At 35.1% G+C, this 12,020-nt stretch carries 12 protein-coding genes and 2 pseudogenes; 5 read left to right on the top strand and 9 right to left on the bottom strand.

Going from position 1 to position 12,020, the window contains the following annotated elements:
• The 3 genes and pseudogenes from LS70_RS09435 to queF all read left to right on the top strand — a co-directional run.
• Positions 1–894 (top strand): annotated as a pseudogene (locus tag LS70_RS09435) (hypothetical protein); the annotation flags it as partial.
• Positions 895–964: 70 nt separating this feature from the next.
• Positions 965–1,873 carry an AEC family transporter gene (locus tag LS70_RS09430; RefSeq protein WP_034287574.1) on the top strand — a complete coding sequence of 303 codons (909 nt, stop codon included), beginning with the start codon at positions 965–967 and terminating at the stop codon, positions 1,871–1,873.
• A gap of 40 nt (positions 1,874–1,913) precedes the next feature.
• Positions 1,914–2,384: a preQ(1) synthase gene (queF, locus tag LS70_RS09425; protein ID WP_034287576.1), complete on the top strand. Its 471-nt coding sequence runs from the start codon at positions 1,914–1,916 to the stop codon at positions 2,382–2,384.
• On the opposite strand, the gene uvrB is transcribed toward queF, so the two are convergent.
• Positions 2,385–4,358: an excinuclease ABC subunit UvrB gene (gene uvrB / locus LS70_RS09420; protein WP_034287578.1), complete on the bottom strand. Its 1,974-nt coding sequence runs from the start codon at positions 4,356–4,358 to the stop codon at positions 2,385–2,387.
• Between the two features lie 99 nt (positions 4,359–4,457).
• Here uvrB and LS70_RS09415 point away from each other — a divergent pair, with 99 nt between their 5' ends.
• Both LS70_RS09415 and LS70_RS10390 read left to right on the top strand, forming a co-directional pair.
• Positions 4,458–6,047 carry an ABC-F family ATP-binding cassette domain-containing protein gene (locus LS70_RS09415; protein WP_034287580.1) on the top strand — a complete coding sequence of 530 codons (1,590 nt, stop codon included), beginning with the start codon at positions 4,458–4,460 and terminating at the stop codon, positions 6,045–6,047.
• Between the two features lie 71 nt (positions 6,048–6,118).
• Positions 6,119–8,122 (top strand): methyl-accepting chemotaxis protein, encoded by a 2,004-nt coding sequence (locus LS70_RS10390; RefSeq protein WP_034287582.1) that lies wholly within the window; start codon positions 6,119–6,121, stop codon positions 8,120–8,122.
• A gap of 11 nt (positions 8,123–8,133) precedes the next feature.
• Here the strand turns inward: LS70_RS10390 and LS70_RS09405 are convergent, their stop codons facing one another.
• The 8 genes and pseudogenes from LS70_RS09405 to LS70_RS09375 form a co-directional block, all read right to left on the bottom strand.
• Positions 8,134–9,027, bottom strand: coding sequence for a fumarylacetoacetate hydrolase family protein (locus tag LS70_RS09405; protein ID WP_034287585.1), 894 nt, complete (start codon positions 9,025–9,027; stop codon positions 8,134–8,136).
• A 110-nt stretch (positions 9,028–9,137) separates the two neighbouring features.
• A complete protein-coding gene (locus LS70_RS09400) occupies positions 9,138–9,695 on the bottom strand; it encodes a class I SAM-dependent methyltransferase (protein WP_034287587.1) in 558 nt (185 codons plus the stop codon).
• A gap of 63 nt (positions 9,696–9,758) precedes the next feature.
• Positions 9,759–10,160: a PepSY-like domain-containing protein gene (locus tag LS70_RS09395; protein ID WP_034287589.1), complete on the bottom strand. Its 402-nt coding sequence runs from the start codon at positions 10,158–10,160 to the stop codon at positions 9,759–9,761.
• A gap of 161 nt (positions 10,161–10,321) precedes the next feature.
• Positions 10,322–10,576, bottom strand: a pseudogene (locus LS70_RS09390) (DUF2972 domain-containing protein); the annotation flags it as partial.
• Between the two features lie 52 nt (positions 10,577–10,628).
• Complete coding sequence (locus tag LS70_RS09385) at positions 10,629–10,862, bottom strand: hypothetical protein (protein ID WP_034287593.1); 234 nt, start codon at positions 10,860–10,862, stop codon at positions 10,629–10,631.
• Between the two features lie 37 nt (positions 10,863–10,899).
• The gene (locus LS70_RS09380; RefSeq protein WP_138109437.1) at positions 10,900–11,205 is read right to left on the bottom strand and encodes a hypothetical protein; all 306 of its coding nucleotides are present in this window, start codon (positions 11,203–11,205) and stop codon (positions 10,900–10,902) included.
• 14 nt (positions 11,206–11,219) lie between these two features.
• Positions 11,220–11,387, bottom strand: coding sequence for a hypothetical protein (locus LS70_RS09990; RefSeq protein WP_161594715.1), 168 nt, complete (start codon positions 11,385–11,387; stop codon positions 11,220–11,222).
• A gap of 30 nt (positions 11,388–11,417) precedes the next feature.
• Positions 11,418–11,720, bottom strand: coding sequence for a hypothetical protein (locus LS70_RS09375; RefSeq protein ID WP_034287596.1), 303 nt, complete (start codon positions 11,718–11,720; stop codon positions 11,418–11,420).
• Between the last annotated feature and the right edge of the window lie 300 nt (positions 11,721–12,020).

The following is a 12,020-nucleotide window of genomic DNA, read 5'->3' as shown; positions in this document are numbered from 1 at the left end:
TTCGCAAAAGACAAGCAAGAAGCAGTGAAAGAAATCTTAGGCTATGGTGTGGATAGTGAGGGGTTTTTCACAAGTGATTTTAATGAAGCTGCTGGGATTCCAAAAGAGGTTAAAATAGATTCTTCTCTTGGAATCAAACATGAATTGCTTTCTCTCCCGATACTTGGTTACTACAATAATGTGGATTTGGTAGGAAGCGCAAAGAGCTTTTATAATGCGTTCTCTAAACTCTCCACACAAGAGCAAAATAATCTCGTAGAGAAAGCAAAAGATATAAAATATTTCTTAGATAATGGAAAAGAGGAATCGCTTTATGATGTTTTGCTAGAAAAATATTCTGATGGCAAAGGTGGCTTAACCCAAAATGGAAAACTAGAAGCTTTTATCAAGATGAATCCAAACTTAATGGTAGGCGAAAAAACAATCAACCTCGCAGTAGTAGGAGGCAATGCAGAATATGCAAAGTTTGTGAATAAAAACGATAATTTGCTAGGAATGAATATCTTAGACAAAGGCAAGGCGGGGGAACTCTTACGAAAAGGCATTAATGAAATGAGCCCAGAAGAGTTTGGAAAAGCTTGGGAAGAGTTAAGAAAAGAATATCAAGCCAAATACGATGAACGATTGGAATCCTACCAAAAAGAAAATCAAGAAATTGAAGAATACAACCAAAGCCTAGCAAAGCAAGGTAAGGGATTCCAACCTATCCAAGTAACAAGCAAAAGTGAAACTTATAAAGAAGCAGATTTTTTAAAGACAATAGACTTTATCCAAAGCCAACAAAAGCTAGAGCAAATTATGCTACTTTTCAACCAAAAAAGCAATAATGAAACTTTAGATATTAAAAGCTTTGAAAAATTCTTTAAGAAAAGAAAATTAGATATAGAGATTTGATTTTTGCTAAATATTTTTGCACTATAATACGCCTTTAAATTTTAAGCTTTATATTTCTTAAAGGTTCTGAATGTTTGTTTTCAATCCACTTTGGACGATTTTTGTTTTGCTTATGGGTGGATATGTCGCTAAAATCATTGGTGTTTTGAAACAAAAGCAATCACGCACGCTTTTGGATTTTGCTGTTACTTTTGCGATTCCTTGTTTAATCTTTGATGGCATTTATCATCTCAATCTTGATTTAAGTTTAACTTTGATGATTCTAACAGGTCTTATGTGTAGCTTGCTTGGGGGATTTTTTGCGGTGATTGTTGGATATTTTTGCCATTTTTCGCGCGCCACACTTGTCAGTATGTTTTTGCTCTCTTCCTTTGGCAATACACTTTTTATTGGAATCCCCATTGTAACTGGAATCTATGATGCAAGCTTTATCGGCAAAGTCGTTTTCTATGATGCTTTGGCAACTGCCTTGCCCTTTTCGCTGATTGCCCCTTTTGTATTATCTCTTGGTAGCAACCAACCTATTAGCCTTTTTGCAAATGTCAAGCGCATTGTTATTTTCCCGCCTTTTATCGCGCTAGTTCTTGGATTCTGTGCTAAAGTTGTTGCGTTGCCTGATTTTATCTTTGGTCCTATCCGAGCTCTTGGTGGAGCAACCACAGCCGTAGCATTATTTGCTATTGGACTTGGGCTTGGATTTGGTGCGATTAGAAGTGCTTATAAACCCACAATTATTGTGATTTTGTGTAAAACATTGCTTACGCCTTTTTTATTTATTGGAATCTTAAAAGTGTTCAATGTGGAATTTAACCCCAACCATATTCTCGCTATCTTAGAATGCGGAATGCCTACAATGGCACTTGCAGGAGCGATGATTATCAAAGCAAAATTAGATTCCAACCTTGCAGTTAGCTCTATTGCCTTTGGGATTTTATTTTCTTTTGTTTCTATTCCTATTTTGTGCTATGTTTTGCTATAAAAATTGTCTTTGTTGGAGATAAAAAATTTTAGGAGTATAAATGGAATCTTTAAAACATTTGGGCGCAAGCTCACAATATGTATTTGCATACGATAAAAGCATTTTAGAAACTTTTGAAAATAAACATAAAGAGCGTGATTATTTTGTTAAATTTAACTGCCCAGAATTCACAAGCCTTTGCCCTATCACAGGGCAACCAGATTTCGCCACAATTTATATTAGTTATATTCCAGAGCTTAAAATGGTGGAATCCAAATCGTTAAAACTCTATCTTTTTAGTTTTCGCAACCACGGGGGATTCCATGAGGATTGCATTAATCTTATCCTTAAAGATTTAGTAGAACTTATGCAGCCACGCTATTTAGAAGTATGGGGAAAATTTACTCCGCGTGGCGGCATTAGTATTGACCCTTACGCAAACTATGGAATCCCAAACACGAAATATGAGCAAATGGCAGAATATCGCTTGCTTAATCATGATTTGTATCCAGAAAAAATCGATAATCGCTAGTTATAATGCCCTTATCTTTGCAATCTCATCTCTTAATCTTGCGGCTTCTTCAAACTCTAGCTTTTTAGCCGCTTCGTGCATTTTCTTGCTTAGCTCTTTGACGAGCTTTTCTCGCTCAGCTTTTGGCATTCTATCTTTACTTTTTTTAGCTTTTTCATAAAGGATTCCTAAATCTTGGTTTTTCAAATCCTCATCAAGCTTTCTTGAAACGCTTTGTGGCGTGATATGGTGTTTTTTATTATAGGCTTCTTGTTTGGCTCTACGATAATCCGTAATCTCCATTGCCTTTTTCATAGAAGGCGTAATCTTATCAGCAAAAAGCAACACATGCCCATTAAGATTCCTAGCAGCACGTCCCATTGTTTGGATTAAACTCGTTTCACTTCTTAAAAATCCCTCTTTATCTGCATCTAATATCGCAATCAAAGAAACTTCGGGCAAATCTAACCCCTCGCGCAAAAGATTGATTCCAACTAAAATATCAAATTCCCCTGCCCTTAATGCGCGAATAATTTGGTTGCGCTCAATCGCGTCAATATCGGAGTGCATATAGCGCACTTTTAGCCCCAAATCGCTATAATATTTCGTTAGCTCCTCTGCCATTTTTTTAGTCAGCGCAGTTACAAGCACGCGCTCACCTCTTGCAATCACTTCCTTTGCCCTATCATAAAGAATCTCTACTTGCCTATCCACTTCTAGCACTTCATAAGTTGGGTCTAGCAAACCTGTTGGGCGAATAAGCTGTTCAGCGGTGTGTGCGCCACTTAAATCTAGCTCTTTTTGTGCAGGTGTAGCAGAAACAAACACAAAATGCGGAGCTTTGATAATAAATTCTTCATATTTTAGCGGACGATTATCTAGCGCACTTGGCAAGCGGAATCCGTATTCTACCAACACTTCTTTGCGGCTTCTATCACCCGCATACATTCCGCCAAATTGTGGCAAACTCACATGGCTTTCATCAACAATAAGCAAATAAGGTTTATTTTTTTGCGCAAAATAATCTAACAAAGAATACGGCGTTTCTCCGGGTTTTTTGCCTGTTAAATGACGCGCATAGTTTTCAATCCCTTTGCAGATTCCTGTTGCTTGTATCATTTCTAAATCAAATTCTGTGCGCGACTTTAACCGCTCGTATTCCACCATTTTGCCTTGTTCTTTAAAAAACTTCAAGCGCAAATGCAATTCTTCTTCTATGCTTTTAATCGCACTTTTAAGTCTTTCTTCTCCGACAATAAAAGGATTTGCCGCATACAGCACAAAAGATTCTAACTTTTTAAGTAGCTTTTTATCCACAGAATCCAAAAGGCTTAAAGATTCCAACTCATCACCAAAAAACTCCAAACGCAAAACCTCATCTTCACTATAAGCAGGGTAAATATCTATCACTTCACCATTAACGCGAAAATCCCCGCGGTCAAAAAAGTTATCATTACGCTTATATCCCATCTCTACAAGGCGCAATAAGAGTGATTTTTGGTGGTATTGTTGCCCCACTTCAAACTTTTCAATCATCTCTAAATATTCTTTGGGATTCCCCAAACCATAATTTGCCGAAACACTTGCAACCACAATACTATCATCATAAGCCAAAAGTGAAGTTGTAGCACTTAAGCGCAAACGTTCTAGCTCGGCATTAATACTAGAATCTTTTTCAATAAACAAATCTTGGCGCGGAATATAAGCTTCTGGCTGATAGTAATCAAAGTGTGAGATAAAATATTCTACATGATTTTTTGGGAAAAAGCCTTTAAACTCGCTATAAAGCTGTGCTGCTAAAGTTTTGTTATGCGTCATAATCAAAGTTGGCATTTGTAATTCTTGAATAATATGTGCCATTGAAAAGGTTTTGCCACTGCCTGTTACACCAATAAGCGTTTGGTATTGATTGCCTTTTTGGATAAAAGCACTTAAAGCTTTAATCGCTTCTGGCTGGTCGCCTGATGGCGCGAAAGAGGATTGAAGAGAAAACATTATAAACCCTTAAAAATTGTGTATTTTACCTTATCTTTTGATAAAATTATGTTTTGAAACTTGTAAAAACTACAATACAGCAAATTTTAAGGAAAAGTTATGGTGCAAATTACAGGGCTTGGTATGCAATATGCGACAAAAAAACTTTTTGAAAATGTGAATTTAAAACTTGACAAAGGCAAACGCTATGGGCTTATCGGTGCTAATGGGGCAGGAAAATCTACTTTTTTAAAAATTTTAAGTGGAGAAATCGAACACACTAGCGGGGAAATCGCCTTTGACCCAAATGCGCGCTTAGGCGTTCTTGGGCAAAATCAATTTGCTTTTGAAGATTTCAGCATTAAGGATTGTGTGCTTTATGGCAATAAGCGGCTTTATGATGCTATAAAAGAGAAAGAAAAGCTCTATAATGCAGGGGATTTTAATGATGCAGTTAATGAACGCTTAGGCGAACTTGAGATGATTTGCGCCGAAGAAGACCCAACCTATGAATATGATGTGCAAATTGAAAAGATTTTAGAAGACTTAGGATTTAAAGCTTCAATGCACGATGAACTTATGCAAACACTTACCGGGGGCGATAAATTTAAGATTCTGCTTGCACAAGTGTTATTTCCAAAGCCGGATATTTTATTTTTAGATGAGCCGACAAACAACCTTGATTTAAAGACGATTAGCTACTTAGAAGAGCAACTCAAACGCCACGAAGGCACACTTGTAGTGATTAGCCACGATAGACATTTTTTAAATAGCGTTTGCACGCATATTTTGGATTTAGACTTTAAAAGTGTGCGCGAGTTTAGCGGAAATTATGACGATTGGTATATTGCTTCAACTTTAGCAGCAAAACAACAAGAAATGGAGCGCAATAAAAAGCTCAAAGAAAAAGAGGAATTAGAATCCTTTATTGCGCGTTTTTCTGCAAATGCAAGCAAAGCAAAACAAGCCACTTCGCGTCAAAAACAACTCGATAAACTTGAAATTAAGAATCTTGAAGTCTCAAGTCGCCGCGACCCTAGCATTGTTTTTAAAGCAAATCGCAGTATTGGGAATGAAGCCTTAAATATCGAGAAGCTTAGCTTTAATTATGGAGATTTATGCGTCTTAAAAAATCTTAGTCTAACAATTTTACCCGGAGACAAAATCGCACTTATTGGGCGCAATGGAATCGGAAAAACAACCTTTTGTGAGCTGATTTGTGAGAATCTTAAACCTGCAAATGGCACGATTAAATGGGGCGCAACAATTGAACGTGGATATTTTCCACAAAACACTACCGAGCAAGTCAAAGGCGATGAAACGCTTTATGAGTGGTTGCGTGGATTTGACAAGAAAAAAGAAGCTGGCGAAATTAGAAACGCGCTAGGGAGAATGCTTTTTAATGGAGAAGAACAAGAAAAAAGTGTCAATTCTCTTAGTGGAGGAGAAAAACATCGCATGATGTTAAGCAAACTAATGTTAGAAGGTGGGAATTTTCTAGTGCTCGATGAGCCGACAAATCACTTAGATTTAGAAGCAATCATCGCACTAGGGGAAGCATTATATAAATACAATGGGAATGTAATTTGTATAAGCCACGATAGAGAGCTAATCGGAGCGTATGCAAACCGCATTATTGAATTTAAAGAAGATAATATCATAACAGATTTTAGGGGAAGTTATGAGGAATATTTGGAATCACAAAACTAAAACGAATTGATTAAATCAAGTTATTTTTATTTTTTTTTTGATAGAATGGAGTAAATTTTATAAGGACTACTATGAATCTCCTTAGCTATTTTAGTATCCGCGCAAAAATGCTTACGCTTGTTTTAGTTCCTTTGATAGCTTTAGTGTTGGTTTCTACTTTTTTCATTAGAGGACAATACGCAGAATATAAAAGTGCAGAATTGCTTGAAGGGGGCGTCATTCTCTCTGAAAAAATTTCTCTAGTAATTCATGAATTACAAAAAGAAAGAGGAACTTCAGCGGGCTTTTTAGGCTCTAAAGGAAAGGCGTTTGGGGAGAATCTAAAACAGCAAAGAAATTTAAGCGATACAAAGATTAAAGAGTTAAATGATTTTTTAGCAACTTTTCCTATAAACACATACTCGCAACCAATGCAAGATTCCTTAAATGTGTTCTTAAACCAGCTTAAAAATATTTCCGAGATTCGCTCTCGCGTAGATTCTTTAAATGTGAAAATTAGTGATATTCTAGGATACTATACAGGCACAATTGTACTTTCCATTAATGTGATTATTGAAGTTGCCAATATTAGCAAAAATGACACAATGACAAAAAGGCTAATTGCCTATATCAATTTTCTCAATGCCAAAGAAAGCGCAGGGCAAGAGCGTGCAGTTCTCTCCAATACTTTTAGCGCAGATAAGTTTGCTGATGGAATCTATGAAAAATTTATAGCACTTGTTATCTCACAAGATATTTATATTAATAATTTTATGCTATATGCTTCTAAAGAAAATCAAACAATTTTTAAAGAGCTCCAACAAGATAAAAGCTTTTTAGAAGTGCAAGCGATGCGCAATATTGCTATTAAAAATGGTCATAATGGGGGCTTTGGAATAGAGGGTCCCTACTGGTTTGCTACAATCACCAAAAAAATTGACCTTCTTAAAAACCTTGAAGATAAGATTGCCGCTGAACTCATCGCAATTATTCAAGATATTAAAAGCAGCAATGCTTCTGGATTTTGGCTAACATTTGGCGGAATTATCATTGTTACATTTTTAACAATGCTCTTGGGATTCCTTATTTTACAAAACATTACACAACGCATTAAAAAAATGCAACATTATCTCATAGAACTTAAGCAAACTAAAGATATTGCTTCTATGCCTAATTTTATGCATGGCGGTAAAGATGAGATTGGCATTATTCTCTCTACCATTTCAGATTTCTTAAGCTTAATACGCGGAATCTTTGCAGAGCTCAACGCGCAAAGTAAAGAAAATGTCCAAACTTCGAAAAATCTATTGCAAGGAGCACAAAAAGTTTTAACCCAAACAAATCAAGGCTTTGCACTCTCTAATGAAACAAACACTATTAGCCAAGAAGTAGAATCTTCTCTAAAAATAAGCTCACAAAAAAGCACCACTACAATGGAAAATGTAGAAATTGCCATTAAAGAACTTGAAAATGCTGTAGATTCTATTGTGAAATTTTCAGAAAGTGTTTCTAACAATGCACAAGACCAAGAACAGCTTGCACAAAATTTCTCCCAACTCAATCAAGAAGCAGAAAATATAAAAACTGTTTTAACTACAATCACAGATATTGCAGACCAAACAAACTTACTAGCTCTTAATGCAGCGATTGAAGCAGCAAGAGCAGGTGAGCATGGAAGAGGATTTGCTGTTGTTGCTGATGAAGTGAGAAACTTAGCAGAAAGGACGCAAAAATCTCTAAACGAAATTGATATGACAATTAACGCAATTGCACAAAGTATCGGGGATATAAGCACAAAAATCACACAAAGTGCGAAAAGCTCATTTGTTTTTATAGAAGGTTCTCAGAACATACAAGATTCCATTCATCTTATTACAGACAAAATGCGTATTGTCAATAACCTAGCGCAAGAAACCGCGCAAAGCTCTAATCTCTTAGAATCCCATACGCAGAAGCTTTTAGACAACAATAAAATCTTAAATCACAATCTACAAGAAATTGCTAAAGAAATGGATAATGTCTCAAACTCTGCAAATGGATTAAAATCTAAAGCTATCGACATCGAAAGAAAAATTAATGAATTTAAAATCCATTAATGCGATTCCATCTAAGTAATGCAATTGCGCAAAACACCAATGCCTTCTATCTCACAGCGCACTTCATCACCACTTTTTAAAAATTTAGGAGGTTCAAATCCCATTCCAACGCCGCTTGGAGTTCCCATTGCAAGAATTGTCCCAGCTTGAAGCGTGCAATAAGAAGACAATTCACAAATTGCACTTGCTACATCACAAATCATCAAAGAGGTATGTGAATTTTGTCTTAGCTCTCCATTGACATAACTTTTAATCGTTAAATTTTGCGGATTTAGCGTATCTGCACTGACAATACAAGGACCCATTGGCAAGCTACCCTCCAAACTTTTTCCCATATACCATTGCTTATGCTTTTGTTGCAAATCACGTGCAGAAATATCATTGATGATTGTATATCCAAAAACATACTCTAAAGCCTTATCTTTTGATATTTCATACGCATCTTTTCCAATAATCACTCCTAATTCCACTTCATAATCTAGCTTATTTGTTAGCTTAGAATGTGATGGAATCTTAGCATTTGTCGCTACTGCTGCATTTACACGTTTGCTAAAATATACTGCATTTTCTCTTTTTTCATCAAAAGACTCATTCTTAAAGCGCGCGGATTCCTTAGCGTGTTCTAGGTAATTAATCCCTAGACAAATTACATCTTGCTTAGGATAAAGGATAGGGGCGAGCAGCTCCACAGACTCTAGTGCGCATAAGGGTTTAGCATTTAAATGCACATTCTTTAGGGATTCCAACATTTCTTGTGTGTGATTACAAATAAAAGTATTCATATCCTCATAAATACATGGAATCGCACTTTTAAAAGCAGAGCTAAAAGGATAGACAAAATCTTCTTTTACGATTCCAAGTTGTGGAGCTTTACTTGAAGCGTGTAAAAATGTAATTAAACGCATTGGAATCCTTTTTTGCTTATTTTAACATAAATTCTAGTATTGAATGGAGATTGTCTTTTTATAGTAAGTTATGCTAATTTTATTAGCTTGTGCCATAATAGATATTGAATTTATTTCTTACAATAATAAACAAATGCGGGAGGAATATTATCCCATACGATTTTTGATTTTTTTATTTCACTAAACAATTTATCTTTATAGATTCTTTTGCGAAATCTACGCGCACCTATTGTAGGCAAAAGATAAGCAAAAGTAGCAAAATATCCACCGGGCTTTAATGCGTTATGAATGTTTTGCAAAAAAGCTTTCTGGTCTGCTTGACTCAAAAGCGCCCATGGAATCCCAGAGACAATCACATCAGCATAAGGCATTCCCTTATCTTGCATGATAGTTTGCAAAAACTCCACAGAACCCAATACAACATCAAGGTTTGGAAATCTTGTTTGCAATTTATTTGCAATTTTTGGATTAATCTCAATAGTAAAAAATTGAGCATTTGGATTCTTGCGCAAGATAACTTTTGTAAAAACCCCCATTCCGGGTCCAATTTCAATAATATTGAGAGCTTGCTCAATGCCTATATTCTTTGTGATTACTTCTGCAAGATGATTAGAGCTAGAGCATAAAGCACCCGTGCGTTTAGGATTAGCAAGATAATAATGCAACAAATGTATCCTCCTAAACTACACTTAGAACATTAAAGTTGCAAAGATTAAAAACTTTATTGTATTTTAGTCCCATTTTTGCCCAATTAAATTGCCATTCATATCAAAAAATAATTCTAAATTATCATTAATTTCAATCTCATAGCCAAAACCCTTATAATCTACATCTGTAATAAATGAACCGGGATACATTTGTGAAACTTTATTAAGAATGGTTTGTAAAGGAACGCCATAATTTGCTCTAGCATTGTTTGGATAAGGCATATTTTGCATTTGTGGATTCTGTGTAGGTGCGGGTGCAGGAGCGGTATTTGAATCTTGGATTGAAGGTTGTGCTTGATTTTGCGTTGGAGCAGCTTGTTGTGTCGCATGAGGTTGGATATTAAGCACTTCCTCCGTTGGAATAGTATTAGAATTTGCAAACAAAATAGAACCTAGTAAAGCCATAGATAAAATTTTAGATTTCATTATTGAGCTCCTTTTTATTTTTGTGCAAAAGTCTATGATAATTTTGTTAATTTTTTATGAAGATTTATTAAATATTCTATTAAGCTACTTTTCTCTCCTAAACCACTCCAATTAAATAGAGAATTTTAGGAGAAACACTAGTATGGATTGCTTCACTCATTTTATTCTTTATCCATTTCCTCGCACATTTTAACAAACTCTTGATAGTATTTCCACGATTCCACAATATCAGGACGATTAGCTTTTACCCACACTAACTCTTCATCTAAAAGTTGCTTAAATGCTTTTCTTTCTTCTAGGTTTTTGGCGAAGTATTCCAACATATCCTCTTCACTATACCTTTTCTCTACCTCAATCTTGATTCTTTGCTCCATTGCTCTAACTAATTGATTTAAATAATCCTTAGTTGCTAGATAAAGCTCGGAATCTTTTTAAGCTTTTCTAATTGATTTCGCTCAATATAAAGAGCTAAATAATATATTTGGAATCAAAGTCTAAAATTTCCTCTTTAATATCCAAATACCCCTCACCGCTATTTAATTGATAAGTCGTAAAAATAATGGGAATGCTATCTACTGCGCTAACGCTTGATAATTCAAAATTGCCTTTGTGTGTAATTTTGCCAACATCTGCTTTATTAACATAAAGCGTCAATGGTAAAACCCCATATAAATCACCCCTATCTACCAAGTCTTCAAACATTACCTTATTGACTTCCTCCTTGAATATTCCCAAATCCTTAAGTAAGTCGCTTCAATGTAAAAAACGCACGATTTGGCATAATATCTTGCGTATCAAGGCTTAATACTTGTGTTTCTTTGGGGATATTATTTAAAACACTGCTCCATTCAATTTTACCTCCTTTTAGAATACTTCGCCAAGACTTTATATGAGGGCTTGACAAGTCTCCTGTGTAATTAAAATAATCAAAAATATCAAAACAATCACAAGCAAGAGTTATTTTATCGCATCTAGTGCGACAATATCCTAAATGATTTGCATAAGTTTTGGCTATACTTATAGGGTCGCGAAAGACTACTAGCAATGAAGCGTTGCAAACTAATGAAATGAATTTTTGCCTCTCTTTGCTACTTCTAAACAAAGAGATAAGGCTAAAAGGCTGTTGCGAAGTGTTATTAAAATATATAACCTCAAATATGAACCTTTTGCAGCAGCTTCTACTAGAGGTGAAAGTTGGATTCCAAAATTACTTAAATATTGTCTCATAGAACTCCACCCACTCCCCCAAGTAACAAGTCAAGGGTGATTAGTGTTAAGATATTGTTCTTGATATTCTTTAGATTCTAACCATTCTATAATGTCTTTATAATATAAAGCAATAAATTCTAAATGCCCTAATGAAGTCATCAAATAATTTTGCTTTCTCAATAAGGAATAGATTTCAAACTTATTAGGAATGTTTGATTTACAAAGTAATCCAAACATTTTTAATTGCTGTATAAAGGGTTTAGATTCTATTCTCTTTTGAGTCTTTCTTAATCTATAAGCAAGTGCGAGCTTTAAACCAAATCTTTTATGGATTTTACTTCCTTTACTCATAGGGATCTCCCTTAAGAGAATAAAAGCTTAAAAAAAGAGAAAGAAAGTAAAGGAAGGGAATAATAAAAAAGAAAGCTAATAATAGAGAGAGAGATACGAGTTAATGAAACTAAATCTCATTATGGAATCCTTTGTTATTAAGATTAAAAGAAAAAGTATTATATCTACCCAGGTTGAATTTAAATTAAATAAAAGAAAGCAAATGCAGAATCAACACATCACATTACACTCTCATCTCCGCACCGTCCTACTTTACCACTCTTGCAAAGAGCAGTATCATCAGCGAAGAAGAGCTTAACT

The organism is Helicobacter sp. MIT 11-5569 (assembly GCF_000765695.2).
Classification (GTDB): Bacteria; Campylobacterota; Campylobacteria; order Campylobacterales; family Helicobacteraceae; genus Helicobacter_D.
The sequence above is the reverse complement of the archived record's forward strand: the minus strand, read 5'-3'. Positions and strand labels throughout refer to the sequence as shown.

Excerpts from the sequence above, each read along its gene's own strand:
- uvrB (WP_034287578.1), bottom strand. The coding sequence starts at position 4,358 with ATGTTTTCTCTTCAATCCTCTTTCGCGCCATCAGGCGACCAGCCAGAA.
- LS70_RS09375 (WP_034287596.1), bottom strand. The coding sequence starts at position 11,720 with ATGAGTAAAGGAAGTAAAATCCATAAAAGATTTGGTTTAAAGCTCGCA.
- LS70_RS09395 (WP_034287589.1), bottom strand. The coding sequence starts at position 10,160 with ATGAAATCTAAAATTTTATCTATGGCTTTACTAGGTTCTATTTTGTTT.
- LS70_RS09405 (WP_034287585.1), bottom strand. The coding sequence starts at position 9,027 with ATGCGTTTAATTACATTTTTACACGCTTCAAGTAAAGCTCCACAACTT.
- LS70_RS10390 (WP_034287582.1), top strand. The coding sequence starts at position 6,119 with ATGAATCTCCTTAGCTATTTTAGTATCCGCGCAAAAATGCTTACGCTT.
- LS70_RS09430 (WP_034287574.1), top strand. The coding sequence starts at position 965 with ATGTTTGTTTTCAATCCACTTTGGACGATTTTTGTTTTGCTTATGGGT.
- LS70_RS09415 (WP_034287580.1), top strand. The coding sequence starts at position 4,458 with ATGGTGCAAATTACAGGGCTTGGTATGCAATATGCGACAAAAAAACTT.
- LS70_RS09385 (WP_034287593.1), bottom strand. The coding sequence starts at position 10,862 with ATGTTTGAAGACTTGGTAGATAGGGGTGATTTATATGGGGTTTTACCA.
- LS70_RS09990 (WP_161594715.1), bottom strand. The coding sequence starts at position 11,387 with ATGAGACAATATTTAAGTAATTTTGGAATCCAACTTTCACCTCTAGTA.
- queF (WP_034287576.1), top strand. The coding sequence starts at position 1,914 with ATGGAATCTTTAAAACATTTGGGCGCAAGCTCACAATATGTATTTGCA.